The organism is Vibrio tritonius (assembly GCF_001547935.1).
Lineage (GTDB): Bacteria > Pseudomonadota > Gammaproteobacteria > Enterobacterales > Vibrionaceae > Vibrio > Vibrio tritonius.
The window spans coordinates 567,772-585,269 of record NZ_AP014636.1; the positions used below are offsets into that span (position 1 = coordinate 567,772).

21 protein-coding genes are annotated in these 17,498 nt (G+C 46.1%); 16 read left to right on the forward strand and 5 right to left on the reverse strand.

Features of this window, described 5'->3' with window-relative positions; all coding sequences use genetic code 11:
- Window positions 1-5 precede the first annotated feature (5 nt).
- The 12 genes from JCM16456_RS17720 to JCM16456_RS17775 all read left to right on the forward strand — a co-directional run bounded on the left by JCM16456_RS17720 (window position 6) and on the right by JCM16456_RS17775 (window position 10,157).
- Window positions 6-689 carry a NifB/NifX family molybdenum-iron cluster-binding protein gene (locus tag JCM16456_RS17720; protein WP_068716992.1) on the forward strand — a complete coding sequence of 228 codons (684 nt, stop codon included), beginning with the start codon at window positions 6-8 and terminating at the stop codon, window positions 687-689.
- On the forward strand, window positions 689-982 hold the full coding sequence (locus JCM16456_RS17725; protein ID WP_068716994.1) for a hypothetical protein: 294 nt from the start codon (window positions 689-691) through the stop codon (window positions 980-982). The genes JCM16456_RS17720 and JCM16456_RS17725 overlap by 1 nt, the downstream gene beginning before the upstream one ends.
- A gap of 153 nt (window positions 983-1,135) precedes the next feature.
- Window positions 1,136-2,566, forward strand: coding sequence for a nitrogenase iron-molybdenum cofactor biosynthesis protein NifE (gene nifE, locus JCM16456_RS17730; protein WP_068716996.1), 1,431 nt, complete (start codon window positions 1,136-1,138; stop codon window positions 2,564-2,566).
- 10 nt (window positions 2,567-2,576) lie between these two features.
- A complete protein-coding gene (gene nifN / locus JCM16456_RS17735; protein ID WP_068716998.1) occupies window positions 2,577-3,947 on the forward strand; it encodes a nitrogenase iron-molybdenum cofactor biosynthesis protein NifN in 1,371 nt (456 codons plus the stop codon).
- Window positions 3,944-4,435 (forward strand): NifB/NifX family molybdenum-iron cluster-binding protein, encoded by a 492-nt coding sequence (locus JCM16456_RS17740; RefSeq protein ID WP_068717000.1) that lies wholly within the window; start codon window positions 3,944-3,946, stop codon window positions 4,433-4,435. The genes nifN and JCM16456_RS17740 overlap by 4 nt, the downstream gene beginning before the upstream one ends.
- Before the next feature lie 19 nt (window positions 4,436-4,454).
- Complete coding sequence (fdxB, locus tag JCM16456_RS17745) at window positions 4,455-4,745, forward strand: ferredoxin III, nif-specific (protein WP_197655239.1); 291 nt, start codon at window positions 4,455-4,457, stop codon at window positions 4,743-4,745.
- Between the two features lie 422 nt (window positions 4,746-5,167).
- Window positions 5,168-6,097: a Fe-S cluster assembly protein NifU gene (gene nifU / locus JCM16456_RS17750; RefSeq protein WP_068717002.1), complete on the forward strand. Its 930-nt coding sequence runs from the start codon at window positions 5,168-5,170 to the stop codon at window positions 6,095-6,097.
- A complete protein-coding gene (gene nifS, locus JCM16456_RS17755; protein WP_068717004.1) occupies window positions 6,087-7,316 on the forward strand; it encodes a cysteine desulfurase NifS in 1,230 nt (409 codons plus the stop codon). The genes nifU and nifS overlap by 11 nt, the downstream gene beginning before the upstream one ends.
- A 21-nt stretch (window positions 7,317-7,337) precedes the next feature.
- Complete coding sequence (gene nifV / locus JCM16456_RS17760; protein WP_068719025.1) at window positions 7,338-8,474, forward strand: homocitrate synthase; 1,137 nt, start codon at window positions 7,338-7,340, stop codon at window positions 8,472-8,474.
- Window positions 8,475-8,483: 9 nt separating this feature from the next.
- On the forward strand, window positions 8,484-8,801 hold the full coding sequence (locus JCM16456_RS17765; protein ID WP_068717006.1) for a nitrogenase-stabilizing/protective protein NifW: 318 nt from the start codon (window positions 8,484-8,486) through the stop codon (window positions 8,799-8,801).
- Window positions 8,801-9,250 carry a nitrogen fixation protein NifZ gene (locus JCM16456_RS17770; protein WP_068717008.1) on the forward strand — a complete coding sequence of 150 codons (450 nt, stop codon included), beginning with the start codon at window positions 8,801-8,803 and terminating at the stop codon, window positions 9,248-9,250. Before JCM16456_RS17765 ends, JCM16456_RS17770 begins: the two co-directional genes overlap by 1 nt.
- A gap of 61 nt (window positions 9,251-9,311) precedes the next feature.
- Window positions 9,312-10,157: a peptidylprolyl isomerase gene (locus JCM16456_RS17775; protein ID WP_068717010.1), complete on the forward strand. Its 846-nt coding sequence runs from the start codon at window positions 9,312-9,314 to the stop codon at window positions 10,155-10,157.
- A 123-nt stretch (window positions 10,158-10,280) separates the two neighbouring features.
- Here JCM16456_RS17775 and JCM16456_RS17780 read toward each other — a convergent pair whose 3' ends face one another.
- On the reverse strand, window positions 10,281-10,739 hold the full coding sequence (locus JCM16456_RS17780) for an Lrp/AsnC family transcriptional regulator (RefSeq protein WP_068717011.1): 459 nt from the start codon (window positions 10,737-10,739) through the stop codon (window positions 10,281-10,283).
- A gap of 127 nt (window positions 10,740-10,866) precedes the next feature.
- On the opposite strand from JCM16456_RS17780, the gene JCM16456_RS17785 reads away from it, so the two are divergent.
- Together JCM16456_RS17785 and JCM16456_RS17790 are read left to right on the forward strand one after the other, a co-directional pair.
- Window positions 10,867-11,598: an AzlC family ABC transporter permease gene (locus JCM16456_RS17785; protein ID WP_068717013.1), complete on the forward strand. Its 732-nt coding sequence runs from the start codon at window positions 10,867-10,869 to the stop codon at window positions 11,596-11,598.
- Entirely contained in the window at window positions 11,591-11,902 is a 312-nt protein-coding gene (locus JCM16456_RS17790) for an AzlD family protein (RefSeq protein ID WP_068717015.1), read from the forward strand. The genes JCM16456_RS17785 and JCM16456_RS17790 overlap by 8 nt, the downstream gene beginning before the upstream one ends.
- Before the next feature lie 156 nt (window positions 11,903-12,058).
- On the opposite strand, the gene JCM16456_RS17795 is transcribed toward JCM16456_RS17790, so the two are convergent.
- Entirely contained in the window at window positions 12,059-12,952 is an 894-nt protein-coding gene (locus tag JCM16456_RS17795; RefSeq protein ID WP_068717017.1) for a LysR family transcriptional regulator, read from the reverse strand.
- 194 nt (window positions 12,953-13,146) lie between these two features.
- Here JCM16456_RS17795 and JCM16456_RS17800 point away from each other — a divergent pair, with 194 nt between their 5' ends.
- Window positions 13,147-13,530, forward strand: a complete 384-nt coding sequence (locus JCM16456_RS17800; RefSeq protein ID WP_068717019.1) for a cupin domain-containing protein — start codon at window positions 13,147-13,149, stop codon at window positions 13,528-13,530.
- Window positions 13,531-13,658: 128 nt separating this feature from the next.
- A complete protein-coding gene (gene panB, locus JCM16456_RS17805) occupies window positions 13,659-14,453 on the forward strand; it encodes a 3-methyl-2-oxobutanoate hydroxymethyltransferase (RefSeq protein WP_068717021.1) in 795 nt (264 codons plus the stop codon).
- Between the two features lie 143 nt (window positions 14,454-14,596).
- On the opposite strand, the gene JCM16456_RS17810 is transcribed toward panB, so the two are convergent.
- The 3 genes from JCM16456_RS17810 to JCM16456_RS17820 all read right to left on the reverse strand — a co-directional run bounded on the left by JCM16456_RS17810 (window position 14,597) and on the right by JCM16456_RS17820 (window position 17,465).
- Window positions 14,597-15,562, reverse strand: a complete 966-nt coding sequence (locus JCM16456_RS17810) for a LacI family DNA-binding transcriptional regulator (RefSeq protein ID WP_068717023.1) — start codon at window positions 15,560-15,562, stop codon at window positions 14,597-14,599.
- A 170-nt stretch (window positions 15,563-15,732) separates the two neighbouring features.
- The gene (gene chbA / locus JCM16456_RS17815; RefSeq protein WP_068717025.1) at window positions 15,733-16,062 is read right to left on the reverse strand and encodes a PTS N,N'-diacetylchitobiose transporter subunit IIA; all 330 of its coding nucleotides are present in this window, start codon (window positions 16,060-16,062) and stop codon (window positions 15,733-15,735) included.
- Entirely contained in the window at window positions 16,053-17,465 is a 1,413-nt protein-coding gene (locus JCM16456_RS17820; RefSeq protein ID WP_068717027.1) for a glycoside hydrolase family 1 protein, read from the reverse strand. Before JCM16456_RS17820 ends, chbA begins: the two co-directional genes overlap by 10 nt.
- Window positions 17,466-17,498: the final 33 nt, after the last annotated feature.

The window sequence follows — 17,498 nt, forward strand, 5'->3', positions numbered from 1 at the left end:
AAAGAATGGATTCTCTAACCGAACCGGCTGCCATTAGGGTAGCCATGGCAGTCAAAGCGCTGCCGAATGTCCCAGTGAGGGCCTTATTGGGATTACTGGTGCAACATTTAGGTGAGCCGCTAAGTGAGGACAAATTGCTTGGGTTATCACCGCAAGCGTTTCATTTGATGGTCAATTCATTAGGTGTTGAAACCACCAAAAAAGAGATTAAGAATGCGTTAGATGTACTAACTGAACCTATGGCGGGCAATGAGGTTCCCCACGTCACAACTCATACTCCTTTAGCTGGGCCAAAGTTGCGTGTGGCGCTCACTTCCAATCAAGGAGAAATGATTAACGGTCACTATGGTTCTTGCCTACGTGTGTTGATTTATGAAGTGAACAGTACCGAACATCAGCTGGTGGATGTGCGCGCTATCGATGCCGGATTAAAAGGGGAAGAGCGTGCGCTCTATCTATTGAGCAAAATTCGTGACTGCCAAATCCTTTTTACGCTCTCTATCGGTGGGCCCGCCGCCGCGCGCGTGACTCGTGCCAATGTACATCCGATCAAACGTGCCGTTCCTACGTCAGCTGAGGATACGTTAAACGAACTGTCCAACGTGATCCGCCAATCACCACCACCTTGGTTGCAAAAGTTCATGGGAATCTATCAACCCAAAGAGTGCTTTGATGAGGACGCCGCCTAATGGAATGTGTCAATTTGGCGACTTTGAGTGGGCAGGAGATTGAAGCCATCGGGGCGTCTCTTGCCGCTCAACCCACCATGAGTGATGCGGTAGTTGCCCGTTTTAAACAGCAATACCCAGGGGTGAGTTTCACGCTCTGCTTTGAATCCGATATGGGTAGCCATGACCCGTATGTTGAGTATAAGCAGTTCGACTTACATTTAGTGGCTCATTCTGCGCAAGGTGGTTGCAGTCGTGTCACCACTGACCTCAATGCCTGCTCTGGGCTGGTTATTGCGCTTCACGAAGAGTGAAGCGCTTTGTCATCTTTCCGACAATGTCTCTTTTAACTTCGAACAACTCCCTTTTTACCTCTATAAAATTCAACAGCTTACCTATGGTTCGTTTATTGCACCTTCCTTTTGAGTGATCAGGAAAGATCGACGTTTGTCAGGTCGGAGGGGCCAATGAAACAATCAGAAATCAAATTACTACAGGATGAGCCCGCTTGTGAGCATAACAAGGGGGAGAAAAGTGGTTGTAGTCGGCCAAAACCGGGAGCGACTGCGGGTGGCTGCTGCTTTGATGGGGCACAAATTAGCTTACTGCCGATTGCCGATGTTGGGCACATCATCCACGGTCCGATCGCCTGTGCGGGCAACAGTTGGGATAACCGCGGTACCAGAGCGGTGGGCAGTGACCTGTTTCGCTATGGTTTTACCACTGATCTAAACGAACAAGATGTGATCATGGGGCGGGCTGAAAAACGCTTACTGCATGCCATCAAGCAGTTGATCAGAGAACACAATCCACCCGCAGTGTTTGTCTACATGACCTGTGTTCCCTCTTTGGAAGGCAATGATATTCAAGCTATTTGCGATGTCGCCCAAGAACGTTGGGGCATTCCTGTGATTGCGGTGGATGCGGCGGGATTTTATGGCAACAAAAACCTAGGTAACCGCATCGCCGGGCACGTGATGGTCGAAAAAGTGGTGGGTACGGCAGAGCCACCAGCGAAACCCTTAATGAAACACGACCCAACTCGTCATGTGCATGACATTGTTCTTATCGGCGAATACAACATCGCGGGCGAATTTTGGTGTGTGTCCCGCTTATTTGAAGAGCTTGGTATTCGCATTTTGTGTTGTTTGGCGGGTGACACCTTATTTCATCAAATCCAAACTATGCATCGCGCCGACGCTTCTATGGTGGTTTGCGCACGGGCGCAGGTGAATGTGGCGCGTAGTTTAGAAGAAAAATGGGGCATTCCTTGGTTTGAGGGGAGTTTCTATGGCATTGAAGATACCTCTATCGCACTGCGCACCTTCGCTAAACTGCTTAACGACCCTAAGCTCACCGAAGAAACAGAGGCCTTAATTGCCCGTGAAGAAAAACGGCTTAGAGAGGCGTTAGCTCCGTATAAAGCACGTTTGGAAGGCAAGCGAGCATTGCTCTATACCGGCGGAGTGAAATCGTGGTCGGTTATTTCTGCGCTGAAAGATCTCGGTATTGAGTGTATTGCGACTGGGACGCGTAAATCGACTCAGTCGGACAAAAAACGCATCATCGACATTATGGGGCAAGATGCACTTATGCTCGATGAAGGTGGCGCAAGGCTGTTAATTGATACCTATCACCAGTTTCATGCTGATGTGATGATCGCGGGTGGACGTAATATGTACACCTCGTTGAAAGCGCGTTTACCTTTCTTGCATATCAACCAAGAGCGCGAACATGCCTATGCCGGATACGAGGGGATGATTCGCCTCGCGATCGAACTGTGCCGCACCTTGGAAGCGCCTATTTGGGATGTCGCACGTAGCAGTGCGCCGTGGTTGAGTGAAAGCGTGGCAGAAGAAGCGCCCGCGACTCATCTTGTTGTGAATCATCGTGGCTAAGGAGTAGCGCATGCCAAAAATCATCAAACAAAATACCCCTTTGGTTACCCAACCGCTGCGCACTAGCTCAGCAACGGGCGCGATTTTAGCAAGTTTCGGGATTCGCCGCACCGTGCCGCTGTTGCATGGCGCACAAGGGTGCAGTGCCTTTGCCAAAGTGTTCCTTATTGGTCATTTACGTGAGCCGATTCCATTACAAAACACCGCGATAGACCAAGTGTCGGCAGTGATGGGCGGTGACGACAATTTGTTCGAAGCGCTTTGTACGTTATGCGACAAAAACGCACCAGAGCTGATTACCGTGATGACCACAGGGCTGACCGAATTGCAAGGTACCGACCTGTTTCGCGTCGTCAGTCAGTTTCGCCGCGATAAACCGCAATACAACGCCACGCGGGTCGTCACCATGCACACCCCCGATTTTACCGGTTCAATGCAAAGTGGTTTTGCTTATGCGGTCAATTGCTTGGTTAAACAGCTAGTGAAAGAGCCCACTCGCCGACAAAAACAGCGCGTGCAAGTCAATGTGCTGAGCAGCGTCGGTATGACTGCCGCCGACATCGATACCATTAAGCAGTACCTAAGTGCGTTTGATATTGAAGGGATTTTTGTGCCGGATCTGTCGCTCTCCCTCGATGGTCATTTAGGTGACGACGATTTCTCACCGACCAGCATGGGGGGCACTTCGGTACTGGAAATTGAAATGATGTCGGAAAGCGATGCCACTTTGGTGTTTGGCGACTCGTTAACCGACACTGGGGTATGGTTGGAAAAACGCTTTGGGATACCTGCATTCAATTTTGGTATGGGCATGACCATCGAACAGGTAGACCGCTTTGTGATGAGCCTAGCTAAGCTCAGTGGTAAAGAAGTTCCTAGTTGGATCACTCGCGCCCGTCAGCGGCTGCAGGATGCAATGCTCGATAGCCATTTTGTGCTCACTCATGAAACCTATGCCATTGCCCTTGAGCCTGATCTGGCGAAAGGTTATGCCGGTTTAATTGCTGCGATGGGCGGACGTATCCATCAGGTGATCACCACCAGTCAAGATGCTGGGCTAGACAATCTTGCCTGTGACGAAGTGATCATTGGCGATCTCGCTCAGCTCGATAAATCCTATCCCGATTTGCGTTTGGTGGTGAGTAACAGCCATGCGGCGGTACTGTGTGAACCCACTATTCCAGTATTGCGCGCTGGTTATCCCGTGTCGGATCGCTACGGCAATATGGACGTACGCCAATTTGGTTATGAAGGAATGCGCGAGCGCTTATTTGCAATGGCCAACAGCATGATCATCACTGCAAAAGAGGAAGTGGAACCTCACATCAGCGCCTATCGTTTTACCGCGCAAGAGGTCAAACAAAACCGAGGTGCTGCATGAAAATTAGCGAACGTAAGTTAACTGTGGAGCCAAGTCGCAACTGGGAAGAGTTCTATTTGAAAGTCGCTTTTGCCACGCAAAGTCGGCAAAAAGTTGACCAGCACTTTGGCAGTGCGCGCGGTATGTTGATCTATGGTCTGCATCAAGAGGGGTGGAATTTGCTCGAAGCGATTGAATACACCGAATCATCAACCACTACGCACGACAAATTGCCCAAGCGCATCGGCGATTTAGAAGATTGCGCTGCAGTGTATTGCAACGCGTGTGGCGCTGCGGCCATTCGCCAATTGCTCGATAACCACATCCATCCAGTGAAAGTGATGGCGGGCACCGATATTCATGATTTGTTGTCGGGTCTGAAACAGGAACTCGATGGCGATCCGAAAGGGTGGTTGGCTCGGGCAATCAAACAGAATCAATTGCTGGTGGCACAAGCGAGCAGTTCAGAAGCTCAGCGCTATGAACAGTTAATGGATGAAGAATGGTAAATCAATAAGGAAAATAAGTGTGAGCAATATCGTGAGTTATACCCGTGGAGGCGCGCCTTGGGAGCCTCAATTTATATCAAGCATCAATCAAAATAGCTGCATCGGTTGTGGACGTTGTTATAAGGTCTGTTCGCGAGATGTATTTGATTTGGTTGAGAAAGAGGACGTAGATGAGGACGATGATTATTATGATGAAGATGAGGTCATGATGGTCATGAGTATCAAAAATGCTGAAGATTGCATTGGCTGTACCTCTTGCAACAAGGTTTGCCCGAAAAACTGTCAAACTTTTGCGCCAGCGGCTGCGTAATCTTGTGCCGTTGCATGAAGACCTTTGTGCTGGGGGATTATGCCAATGGCATAAATAATGGGACAGATATTCTGTCCCATTTTTCATCAATGATGGAATTTTATCTCATTGATTTTATGTGAATTGTTTTAATAATGACATGCTAATATTGTCGCGTTTGTTACCTTCATGCCATTCATTTGTCGTGTTTTTTGTCTTATAGCCAACAAATGTCGCTATTGGGTGACGCGCAAATAATAATAAAACATGACTCACTTCAAAAAAATAACTTTCGAATATTCAATCTCTTATCTCAATTATGTGGCATTAGATCGTGTCTGGGTCACACATTGCCATGCAACTTGCACCTTATAAGAAAGTTTCACAACAACAAACACACACGCAGGATGCGTAGGAAGCAAAGCAAACAGTAAGGAGCAGTTATGTGGGATTACTCTGAGAAAGTGAAAGAACATTTCTTCCATCCGAGAAATGCCAAGTTGGTAGACAATGCAAACGCTCGAGGCGATGTCGGCTCCATCAGTTGTGGTGATGCCTTAAGTTTAACGTTAAAAATCGATCCACAAACCGAGACCATCGAAGACGCTGGATTTCAAACCTTTGGTTGTGGCAGTGCCATCGCTTCATCTTCAGCGCTGACAGAAATGATCATTGGTAAATCTCTAAATGATGCGTTAGCGATTACCAATAAAGACATTGCCGATTTCCTTGACGGCCTACCACCAGAAAAGATGCACTGCTCTGTGATGGGAATGGAGGCATTACATGCTGCGGCGGCCAATTATCGTGGGGAAGAAGTGGATGATGACCACGAAGAAGGCGAACTGATTTGTAAATGCTTTGCGATTGACGATGTGATGATCAAACGAGTGGTCAAAGCCAATAACCTCTCAACGCTGGAAGAGGTGATCAACTACACCAAAGCGGGCGGTGCATGTGCGTCTTGCCATGAAAAGATCGAATGGGTATTGGAAGATTGTTTGGCGGAAATGCGCGTAGAAAACCCTGAGTTCGGTATGCGTATTGCCGTTAATAATATTGATAGCGATGGCTTAAGTTCGAATGCCAAATCCGTTCAGCAACAACAAATTTGGGATACCGTGAGTCAAATCATCGACGATGTGCGGCCTGGCGTGCAAATGGATGGCGGCGATATTCACTTGGTGGATATTGAAGAACACGTGGTGTTTGTCTCTATGGTGGGGGCGTGCAGTGGTTGTGGTTTGTCTGGTCTGACGCTTGCCAATGTTGAACATCAAATCAGCCAAACCTTGGGTGAAATGTACACCGTTTTTCCAGTGCAAGAACAAGCAGAGATGAACACGGCAAAGGAGGGGACTTATGATCACTAATCGCAGCAATGACGTACCTATGGTGTACCTCGACAACAGCGCAACCACTTGCATAGACCCGCGCGTGTTGGATACCATGATTCCTTATCTTGACCAGTTTTACGGTAATCCTTCTTCGATTCACCGCCTTGGCGCCCGAGTGGGACAAGCGATGGAAATTGCACGCGAACAAGTTCAACAGCTTGTTGGAGCACAGTACTCGAGTGAAATTGTGTTTACCTCTTGTGCGACCGAAGCCACCACCACCGCGATTTTGTCGGCCGTGGAAGCCTATCCGGATAAAAAAGAGATCATCACTACCCGTGTTGAACACCCAGCGACGCTCACTTTGTGTCAGAACCTCGAACGTAAAGGCTACACAGTGCATTGGATTGGTGTGGATAAGAAAGGGCGTTTGGATTTCAAAGCCTTTGAAGCGGCGCTCAATCGAAATGTTTGCCTAGTCACTATGATGTGGGCAAATAATGAAACCGGAACCATTTTCCCCATCGAACGCGTGGCTCATTTAGCCAAGTCGTATGGCGCTTTAGTTCATGTGGATGCGGTGCAGGCCGCTGGCAAAATTCCGATGGATGTCAAAACCTTGCATATCGATATGCTGTCGATTTCTGGGCATAAGTTTCATGCTCCGAAAGGGATTGGCGCGCTCTATCTGCGTCGCGGCACGCGTTTTCGTCCGCTGTTGCGTGGCGGTCACCAAGAACGTGGTCGTCGTGCAGGCACGGAAAACTCTGCCTCGATCATTGCGATGGGGATGGCAGCGCAACTGGCCTATAACGCGTTAGAAACCGAGGTTCCACGCATTGAACTGATGCGTGATCGCCTGGAACAAGGTTTACTTGCCCGTATTCCTAATAGCTTTGTCACTGGTAACCGTGCCCATCGCGTCCCCAATACCTGCAATATCGCGATTGAATACGTAGAAGGGGAAGCGCTCTTGCTGATGATGAACCAAGTGGGTATTGCGGCCTCATCTGGCTCTGCATGTACGTCAGGATCTTTAGAACCTTCTCACGTGATGAAGGCGATGCAGATCCCATTCACAGCAGCGCATGGCACGTTACGTTTTTCGCTGTCTCGCTTTAACAAAGAAGAGGATATTGATTACATCTTGGAGCAGTTACCTCCTATCGTATCTCGGTTACGTGAGCTGTCGCCTTACTGGAATAATGAAACCAATCAAGGGTCTGTAGACGCATTTGCGCCGGTGTATGCTTAGGAGGCCGCTATGGTGTATAGCATGAATATTCCCAGTAAAATCGTCATTAATGACACCACGTTGCGTGATGGTGAGCAGAGCCCAGGCGTTGCCTTTACCACTGAAGAGAAAATCCACATTGCTCTCCTGCTTGAAGGTGCAGGAGTCAATGAGCTGGAGATCGGCATTCCCGCCATGGGTAAAGCTGAGCGCAACACTATTGCTGCGGTCAATCAGGCGGTGACTCGCGCTCAGACGATGGCATGGTGTCGCATGTTGGAAGAGGATGTGCGTAATGCCTCTGGCTTAGGGCTAGATTGGCTCGATCTCTCTATTCCGGTGTCGGCTCAGCAGCTCAAAAGTAAGCTTAATATTCCCGTTAGTAATCTGTTTGCTCGTTGTGAAAAGGTCATTCGTATGGCGGTGGATATGGGGTTTAACGTTTGTGTGGGGATGGAAGATGCGTCACGCGCCGACCCCGATTTTCTGCTGCGTGTTGCCGAAGTGGCTGAACGCTGCGGCGCTCAACGTCTGCGCTTTGCCGATACCAATGGGATTTTGGACCCGTTTGTCACTTTTCAACGCATTGTGCAGTTGCGCACCAATACTCAACTGGATATCGAAATGCACGCCCATAATGATTTAGGTCTGGCGACAGCCAATACGCTTGCGGCAATTCAAGCGGGCGCTACCTCGGTGAATACCACCATTAATGGTTTGGGGGAAAGGGCAGGCAACGCTGCGCTAGAAGAGGTTGCTGTAGCGATCAGTGTGTTAAAGCAGTCGAGTTGTGACATCGACTTAACCCAACTTCAGGCATTGTGCCGTTATGTGTATGTTGCTTCCGGTCGCGTGTTATCACCGCAAAAAGCGATTACTGGCGATGTGGTGTTTACCCACGAATCTGGTGTTCACGTCGATGGATTACTCAAAGATATCAATAACTACCAAGGCTTTTCCCCTGCCTTGGTAGGACGTGAACATCAGCTTGTTTTAGGCAAGCACTCTGGCGTTAAAGCGATCAGTGAAGTGTATCGTCGCATGGGTATTGTGCTCGATGCGGGGCAGTGTGAAGCGCTGCGCGATGAATTGCGATGTTGGTCAGAACGTGAAAAATGCGTGCCATCGAATGATGATTTACTCGGCATTGCCATACATGTCATAACCCCTGCAGCATGAGGAAATTACATGGATGTGACTCAAGAAAACGACTTTTTGGATGAGTTGGAAGAGCTCAGCAGCGCGCAAGAGTTTTTGGCTTATTTTCATATTGACTATGATGCGGGCTTTGTGGAAAAAAAACATATCCAACTGCTGCGCCTTTATCAAAAACTGCTCTCAGCACAGCCTAACCGGCACGGTGATTTTGTCTTTTATCAGAGCACATTACGAATGGCATACAAGCAGTTGCTACTGGGGCGAGAGCTGGCTTTGAACACCCATGGCGGCTGCGATACGTGCCAAAGCGGTGATTGCCCAAGCTCGATGGTTGAGGAGGTGCGCTGATGGAAACGCTAAATGGCATTCGTTTTAAGATGGGCGACCGAGTCAGAGTGGTGCGTAATGTGCGTAACGACGGGACATTCGCGGGTTTTGATAAGGGCGAGCTGTTAGTGGAAGCAGGGCAGTACGGCGAAGTGCGCAGCTATGGTTACTTTTTGCAAACCCAAGTGATCTTTCAGGTTTTTTTCCCTGAAGTGAACCGCGTGATTGGTGTGCGCGATAACGAGGTCATCGATGCTGCACTTCCTTGGATTCCCTGTCAGTTTCATAGTCTGGACAAAGCGCGCCTTACCCGAAGCCTCTCGATGCAAGGTGAGCTGGTGGCCAGTAAAGGAGATGTCATCGAAGTGCAGCGTGCGCTGCGTAATTTGGATAATGGCCAAATGCAGTATGAAGTGGCCATTGGAGCGCATACGGTGCGCTTAGACTCTACAGTGCTCGAAACGGTTTAAACCAATTGAGTCAAGGAATTAGAGCAAGGCAGATGGGCTGTAACAGGATAAGGAGTACGACATGGAAGCCTACAAACGTCACTACCTGACCGCCAAAGTGGCGACAGAACTGTTCAAGATGAACCCGCAATACTTATCCAGTATGCAACGGGCCAAAGTGGATGCTCAAGTCGAGCAGCTCTATCGCATCCAAGATGCCATTTTGCATTCTCCCGAAGTGCAGTGGGTAAACTTAAGTGAAACCGAAGTTGATAGTGCCATGCAAACCTGCATAGAAGGTTATGAATCGTACTCGCTATTTCTTGCAGCGCTGGATAATCAACAGCTCGATGAGGTTGCGCTACGTAAGGCATTGAGCGAAGAACTCAAATGCGACAAAGTGTTAGAGATGGTCAGTAACAGTGTGCCACCGCTTAATCAAACGGATGCCAAAATTTATTACGAACAGCATTTGCTGGAGTTCTATCGCCCACAAACGTGGGAGATGAGCCAAATTTTAATCACCATTAACGACGCCTATCCAGAAAACCGCCGAGACCAAGTGTTGCAACGGATTTGGGCGCTTTATCATCAGTGTGACAATGGCCAATTTGATACGCTTGCTTTGCAACATTCCGAATGCCCAAGTGCGATGCAAAATGGGTATTTAGGTTGGTGTGATGCTGAAACACTCTATCCGCAAATCACCGAGCGTTTAGCGCTTACTGCTCCTAATCAGGTCAGCACGCCCATTGAAACCGAACTTGGGTTTCATCTAGTCAAATATCACCAAACCCGCCCAGCAGGCCAAGCCACTTTTGAACAAGCCTATCCTTTCCTGCGCGAAAAACACGAACAGCGCGCCCGCCAATATCTGCAACGCCAATGGATTGCGCAGTTGTTAAGTGCTTATGCGACTTTTAATTAAACATTAAGGTTTTTTATAGAACGAAAGATAAAAAGTGCAGCTTTATTTTTGTACCATACCTGATGTGCAAAGAGTCACCACCATATTAGTGTCGGTGGTGCGACTGTTTTAGCCATAGTTTACTTAAATCGGAAGTTCAGAAGTTAGTTTTATTTTCTGCATAGGGATTTCTGTTTTTACACTCTGAACACCTTTGATTCTGGTTAAATAATTGATTTGAAACTGTCGATATTCATCTAAATCTGCTGCTACGATTCTCAATAAAAAGTCACAATCACCAGCCATCAGGTGACATTCAACAACTTCCGGCAAATCTTTTATGATATCGGTGAAGTGATCTACTGTTTCGACGTCTTGTCCGGTTAACCATACTCGCGCAAATATAGTAAGTCCCTTGTTTACCTTGGCTGGATTTAGTACAGCAACATAGCGTTCAATTACACCTTCCTCTTCCAAAATTCGAACTCGTCTAAGACACGGTGAAGGCGAGAGATTAACAATATCGGCCAGCTCTACATTTTGCAGTTTGCCATTTCTTTGTAGTGCTTTAAGAATTTTAATATCAATCGAGTCGAGTTTCATTGGATTTCCCTATCATAAAATTGATTAATGTTGGCAGTCTATTGCAAAAAATAATCAAAAGTAAGCAATTTAGCAATCCGATTCTAATCAGTTTCATTGATAATATGTTTTTCGAATTGGAGGCGATATGAGTGATGTGATGACAGAGGTTTCTGTTTTATCTAGACAACAGTCTAAAACAGAATTTGGTCGGGGATTAAGAGCATCTTTACCTGTTATGTTTGGCTTTATTCCTTTTGCTCTGGTCCTTGGCGCACAGGCAAATCAAAAAGGTTTAAGTGTTATTGAGGTGCCATTATTGACGGGATTAAATTTTGCTGGTGGTTCGGAATTTACGGCTATTAGCTTATGGACGTCACCTCCGCATATCCTGTTAATTGTGGCCATGTCCATTTTGGTTAATAGCAGGCATTTATTAATGGGCGCTGCATTGACGCCTTACATTGCACATTTATCGAAAAAGAAAGCATTAGGAATGTTGTTTTTCATGTGTGATGAATGTTGGGCTATGGGGCTTGCTGATGCAAAGACCCGTCAATCTAAAAATCTCATTCTGCCATATTTTTTCGGCGTCTCTTTTGGCCTGTATTCTACTTGGGTTATTTTCACTACGATTGGTGCGATGTTGGGACCCATCATTGGCGATGTGGAAGTGTATGGTTTCGATATGGCGTTTACCGCCGTATTTCTAGTTTTGCTCAAAGGTATGTGGAAAGGGGCGGTGGCATGTCGACCTTGGTTTGTTAGCCTGATTGTTGCGTGTGTAACTTATTTGCTGATTCCTGGGGCGTGGTATGTCGCTGCTGGCGCAATTGCCGGTGTGTTGTCGTCGATTCTTTGGAGTAAGCGTTGTGATTGATTCGTTAACATTAGTGACTATCGTACTCATGGCAAGCAGTACATATTTGACCCGAATTACCGGGTATCTTGTTTTGAGAAACAGAACGTTAAATCCCAAAATGTTAGAGGTATTGGAAAATGTTCCCGGCTGTGTGTTGATCTCGGTGATAGCTCCTGCATTTGTATCGGATAAAGTGTCTGATCTGATAGCACTAGCTCTTACATTGTTCTTAGCTACTCGATTCTCTATTTTGCCTACGGTCGTTATCGGTGTTATAGCAACGGCTTTACTCAGACATTTTGTTGCCTTTTCGTTGATTTGATAGGCCTTTGATGTGCGATGCGTACTGGTGTTACTCATTTCTTAATTGAGCTTTACCAGTGCGCGTTAATGAAGCGCTGAATTTTGTACTTTGAGGTCATTTTCGGACAGTTAGAAATAGATATAGAGAAGGCCAAATACAGTATTCTCTATATTTTCAACGTGTTATTGGTCCAAATGTGTCCACGCAGTAGTCGATAAAGCTTCGCAGTTTGGGGGGCATACGGCGATCTTGTGCGTACATAATATGCATTGGGCGTGTAGGTACAGCATAGTCCGGGAGAATTTCGATAAGCGTTCCCTCGGTAAGGTGTTGAGCAACTGATTCGTAAGGTTGCAGAATAATACCGCCATCACATAGTGCTAGTTCAAGTAATGCTTCGCCATTGTCGATGGTAATTTGACTTGTGATAGGAACGGCGATCAACTTGCCATTTTCATTAAAGCTCCAAGTATTACGTAACTCTGTGTGGGCAAAACTAAGACATTGGTGGTGTATAAGCTCCATTGGATGACTAATTTTGGGATTGTGTTTTAGGTAGTTTGGGGATGCACATAACACCAAACGATAAGGTTGTAATGGGCGTGCGACCAATCCACTATCGGCAAGCTTTCCTACTCGAAAAACGGCATCATAACCTTCTTCTATCATGTCTATAAATCGGTTTGAAATGGTGAGTTCAATCGCCACTTTCGGATATTGTTCGGCATACGCTTTTAACGCTGGTGTTAATGCTTTTATCCCAAAGGTGACGGGGGCATTTATTTTTAGTGTCCCCATCGGTTCGATGCGTGTTTCCGCCGCTAATCCTTCCGCTTCTTCCATTTCTGCCAGTATAAACTTGGAACGTTCGTAAAAAAGCTCACCAATATCCGTTAAATGCTGGCTACGTGTTGTTTTATGAAGCAGCTTAACGCCGAGATGCTGCTCTAAAGCTCGCACATATTTTCCAACCAACTGCGGAGACATATTAAGTAAATCGGCTGCAGATGTTAAAGAACCTGCTTCTACGGTTTTTACAAACGCTTGCATACTAAGCAATCGATCCATTTGAAGTCCTGATTATGTAAGAGTTAATTCACTTATAGCATTGAAAAAATTCAGTTTCAAATCCTTTATTAGTCTTTACTATTAAAAACATTTTGTTGTTAATGTTTATACGTAGTCGCTCTTAATTAGGCAAGCTCAGAGACTTATTATGCTGATTGAGCAATGTCGTTAATACAATATAAAGAGGAAACCTAATGGCAAATTATTCTTTAGCAAACCTAGGCAAAATTTTAGAAATTCAGCGTGAAGTTTTACATGACAAATTGTCACTATCTGGTAGCGAATTATCAATAAATAACCTTCCAGCTGGAGTTGGTGTTCCTTTTGTTCACGCTCATAAGCTAAACGAAGAAGTTTACGTGATATTAAGTGGAGAGGGAGTATTTTATTTAGACGGTGATGAGATTGCGATAAAAGAAGGCGATGCACTAAAAGTAGCACCTCAAGCGGCTCGTTGTATTAAAGCCTCAGATTTCTGCGCGTTGTCGTTTATTTGCATTCAGACAAAAGCAGATAGCTTAGAAGGATTTACTGAAAATGATGGTTATCCAGTTGAAGTAAAAACAAGCTGGATGTAAACAGATTCGATACGAATTCGTTTTTTGTCGCTCAGACAAGGGAGACTCTGTTGAGTCTCCTTTTAGTATTTGTATAAAAATTAATTAAGATAAATCAGAATATTAGTTAAAGATTAAAAGGTTTTATAATGAAAAGAATCACCATTAATGATTTGATGAAGTGGAAACGCGAAGGCAAAAAATTTGCGAGTATCGCCACTTATGATGCCAGTTTTGCGCAGGTATTCGAGAGTCAGGAAATGCCGGTTTTGTTGGTTGGTGATTCGCTTGGTATGGTTCTTCAGGGAGAAAACGACACGTTAGCAGTGACCGTGGACGATATTGTTTATCATACACGCTGCGTGCGTAAAGGTAGTCCGAATTCATTACTAATGGCAGATATGCCTTTTATGAGTTATGTCACACCAGAAGAGGCTTGTGAGAATGCTGCACGTATCATGCGGTCCGGAGCAAACATGGTGAAAATAGAGGGAGGTGAATGGCTGGTCGATACAGTTAAGAAATTAACGGAACGATCTGTCCCAGTTTGTGTTCATTTAGGTTTGACTCCTCAAGCAGTCAACGTTTTGGGTGGGTATAAGATTCAAGGGCGAGAGCAGGACCAAGCGGAACAGTTACTTCGTACATCATTAGCTTTACAGTCGGCAGGAGCACAGTTGATTGTTCTGGAATGTGTTCCGGCAGCTTTAGCTGCAAAAATTACTGAATCAGTTGATATTCCAGTGATTGGTATTGGTGCTGGTAATCAAACCGATGGGCAAATTTTAGTTATGCACGATATATTCGGTATTTCTGCTAATTATATGCCTAAGTTTTCGAAAAACTTTTTAGAGGAAACTGGGAATATTCATAAAGCCGCTGCAAAATATATCGCAGATGTTTGTTCAGGTCATTTCCCTGATGAAAAGCACACGATAGCGTAAGCTAGTTAACGATCATAAATCAGCAGTATAAGCAATGAACGAAATACTGCTGATTTTTTATTTATTAAAGTATTGGGGGAATCTGAAAAACTATAGTGGCTAAGTTTCCATTAATGATTGTCATTTAAGTTCTTACACACCCCCTATTTACGATTAACCACCGAATCACGAGTGACTAAGTTACCTTGAATCAAAAGCGGTTCTTCGCTTGGTTGGTAGCTCATGAGGTGATCCAACTCTTGCATCGCGGCATTGACTAACTTTTCTGAGGGATAGCTGATGCAGGTGAGGGCTGGGCTGAGTTGGTTGGCAAGAAAGGAGTCTTCTAGGGACATGATAGAGACTTCTTGTGGTGTCGATAGATTAAAATCTTTAAGCATTTTCATCGCAATGGCGGCATGGCTATCACGCATAACGATAAGCGCAGTAAAAGGCGAATAGCTATTAAGCAGATTCATCGCAGCCAGCTCAGGACTTTCGGTCGCGTTGACGATCAGTTGGCGATTGATTGGCATGGCCAAGTTCTGCATGGCGGTTTTGTAGCCCTCTAATACTTGATCGGCGGCGTAACCACTGCCATCCAAGAGAATCGCGATAGAGGAGTGTCCTTTACTGGATAAATAACGGCAGGCGCTTTCACATGCAAACCGGTAATCATAGGAAATAGAACGATTTTTACCGTCAACACCACCATCAATGGTAATAATGTTATCCACATTGTGGGTCAGCGTGGCAGCTGTACCGCCCACCGCGATGATGGCATCACATAGGCCACTATCGAAGTCAGCGATGGTTCGGGCGAACTCAGCTTCGTTGTCAGCAAAACTCACTAGCATCTGTTTTTTTCGTTTTTTCAGAGCCTTAGATAGCATAGGAAGGTAAGTGGAAACTTGGCCTGCATCGGTAGAGGAAAGCACTACGCCGATATAATCGGAACGCTGTGTGGCTAAGCTTTGTGCCATGACATTGGGACGATAGTTCAGCGCTTCAGCGGCCTTTAATACCGCTTCTCTGCTCTCTTCTTTTACGCCCCGAGTGCCGCTAAGTACTCGAGATACGGTAGCTTTTGATACATTAGCAAGGCGGGAAACATCGTTGATAGTGGCCATGGCAATCCTATGTGGCGCTTTGCGCATTCAATCATAAACACGGTGGGAAAACGGTTCCCAACCGTTTCATTTTACCCCTAAACTGCCATTACACAAGCTGATAGATGGTCAAATATCGCGTGGCCCAGCAAACCTCACCTCCCCGAATTGGTCTGCTGGGGTGTTACACATTAAGCCGCTGATAGCTGTTTGTTTTTATCCAGCTCTCGATGAACTTCGACCAGCTCAGTAATCAGTTCTTTAGCCAACATTGAGGTCATGAGGTGATCTTGGGCGTGTACCATAATGAGTGTCATTGGCGTTTTCCCTTCGCCCTGATCTTCCTCAATCAGTTGGGTTTGCACTAGGTGTGCTTGGTTGGCAAAAGTGGTGGACTCTTTGAGTAATGTATCCGCTTTGGCAAAGTCCCCCTCTTTTGCGGCGCGCAGTGCTTCAAAACAGAGGCTGCGAGCTTGCCCTGCGTTTATGATGATGCCCATGACTTGATCTTCTAATTCCATGATTGTTCTCCTGTTTTTACATCAGTAAAACCATTGTGTTTGGCGATTTGTGCAAACCATTCGCCACTTTTTTTAAGTGAACGCTGTTGAGTAGCCAAATCGAGTCGATAAAAGCCATAACGATTTTTATAGGCATTACACCACGACCAGTTATCGATAAAGGTCCACATGTGGTAACCAAAACAGGTTGACCCTTCATCAATGGCTCGATGGATCCATTTCAAATGCTCGCGTACAAAATCAATACGGTAGTCATCTTGAATTTGTCCGTTGTGCATAAACTTCTCTTCACCTTCTACGCCCATGCCGTTTTCGGAAATGTAACAGGGGAGGTTATCGTAGTTATCACGCAGGTTGATCAAAATGTCGTACACGCCTTTTTCGTAGATTTCCCAGCCACGGTGAGGGTTCATCTTGCACCCGGGCATACGATATTCATCAAATAACCACTCTGGCATAAATGGGTTGGTACGATCGACTGAGTGTAATTTGGCTTGAACACGGCGGGGCTGATAGTAGTTGATGCCAAGCATATCCACTTTGCCTTGTTCGATGAGCCGGCAATCACCAATCTCAATTTCAGGTAGTTGATGATAGTGTTCCAGCAGTTCAATCAACTCACTTGGATAGGCTCCTTTAACCACGGGATCCAAAAAGCTTCGGTTGAACAAAAGGTCACAATGAAAAGAGGCGAGACGGTCGGCATCATTGTCTGAACGTGGATAAGAGGGGGTTAAATTCAGAATAATGCCGATGTTGCCATTGAGTGCCAGTTTTCGATATCGCTTAACGGCTTCGGCATGAGCCAGTACCGTATGATAAGCAACGGTCGCAGCGCGACGAAAGTCCACCACATTCGGATAGTGAAAATTATAGAGATAACCGCCTTCAACGGTCACAATGGGTTCATTAAAAGTAAACCAATGCTTAACTCGGTCACCAAAAAGCTTAAAGCAGGTTTCAGCGTAATTGGCGTAGGCCGCCACGACTTTTCGATTTTCAAATCCGCCCATGTTTTGCATTGCCAGAGGCATATCAAAGTGGAATAGACACAAAAATGGTTCAATATTGTGTTCAATCAGCTCATCAATGACCTTGTTGTAGAATTCCACTGCCTGCTGGTTGACTTCACCTATGCCGTTGGGAATCAAGCGCGACCAGGAAATTGAGGTTCGAAAGCTATTGAAATTTATCGCTTTCATCAGGCCAATATCGTCTTGATAGTGTTGGTAAAAGGTGGAGGCGTCTTGGGGAGAAACGCCTTGATAGAATCGATTCGGCTCGTGTTGATACCAATGATCCCAAATGTTGTCACCTTTGCCGAACATAGCGGCGGCGCCTTCTGTTTGTGTGGCGGAGGCGGCGCTGCCCCAATAAAAGTCGGGTGGAAATTGATAAAGCATAATCTGGTTCCTTACAGCGGATTATGCGCTCAT

Coding starts and splice junctions, on each gene's coding strand:
- JCM16456_RS17720 (WP_068716992.1), top strand. CDS start 6: ATGGATTCTCTAACCGAACCGGCTGCCATTAGGGTAGCCATGGCAGTC.
- JCM16456_RS17725 (WP_068716994.1), top strand. CDS start 689: ATGGAATGTGTCAATTTGGCGACTTTGAGTGGGCAGGAGATTGAAGCC.
- nifE (WP_068716996.1), top strand. CDS start 1,136: ATGAAACAATCAGAAATCAAATTACTACAGGATGAGCCCGCTTGTGAG.
- nifN (WP_068716998.1), top strand. CDS start 2,577: ATGCCAAAAATCATCAAACAAAATACCCCTTTGGTTACCCAACCGCTG.
- JCM16456_RS17740 (WP_068717000.1), top strand. CDS start 3,944: ATGAAAATTAGCGAACGTAAGTTAACTGTGGAGCCAAGTCGCAACTGG.
- nifU (WP_068717002.1), top strand. CDS start 5,168: ATGTGGGATTACTCTGAGAAAGTGAAAGAACATTTCTTCCATCCGAGA.
- nifS (WP_068717004.1), top strand. CDS start 6,087: ATGATCACTAATCGCAGCAATGACGTACCTATGGTGTACCTCGACAAC.
- nifV (WP_068719025.1), top strand. CDS start 7,338: ATGAATATTCCCAGTAAAATCGTCATTAATGACACCACGTTGCGTGAT.
- JCM16456_RS17765 (WP_068717006.1), top strand. CDS start 8,484: ATGGATGTGACTCAAGAAAACGACTTTTTGGATGAGTTGGAAGAGCTC.
- JCM16456_RS17770 (WP_068717008.1), top strand. CDS start 8,801: ATGGAAACGCTAAATGGCATTCGTTTTAAGATGGGCGACCGAGTCAGA.
- JCM16456_RS17775 (WP_068717010.1), top strand. CDS start 9,312: ATGGAAGCCTACAAACGTCACTACCTGACCGCCAAAGTGGCGACAGAA.
- JCM16456_RS17780 (WP_068717011.1), bottom strand. CDS start 10,739: ATGAAACTCGACTCGATTGATATTAAAATTCTTAAAGCACTACAAAGA.
- JCM16456_RS17785 (WP_068717013.1), top strand. CDS start 10,867: ATGAGTGATGTGATGACAGAGGTTTCTGTTTTATCTAGACAACAGTCT.
- JCM16456_RS17795 (WP_068717017.1), bottom strand. CDS start 12,952: ATGGATCGATTGCTTAGTATGCAAGCGTTTGTAAAAACCGTAGAAGCA.
- JCM16456_RS17800 (WP_068717019.1), top strand. CDS start 13,147: ATGGCAAATTATTCTTTAGCAAACCTAGGCAAAATTTTAGAAATTCAG.
- panB (WP_068717021.1), top strand. CDS start 13,659: ATGAAAAGAATCACCATTAATGATTTGATGAAGTGGAAACGCGAAGGC.
- JCM16456_RS17810 (WP_068717023.1), bottom strand. CDS start 15,562: ATGGCCACTATCAACGATGTTTCCCGCCTTGCTAATGTATCAAAAGCT.
- chbA (WP_068717025.1), bottom strand. CDS start 16,062: ATGGAATTAGAAGATCAAGTCATGGGCATCATCATAAACGCAGGGCAA.
- JCM16456_RS17820 (WP_068717027.1), bottom strand. CDS start 17,465: ATGCTTTATCAATTTCCACCCGACTTTTATTGGGGCAGCGCCGCCTCC.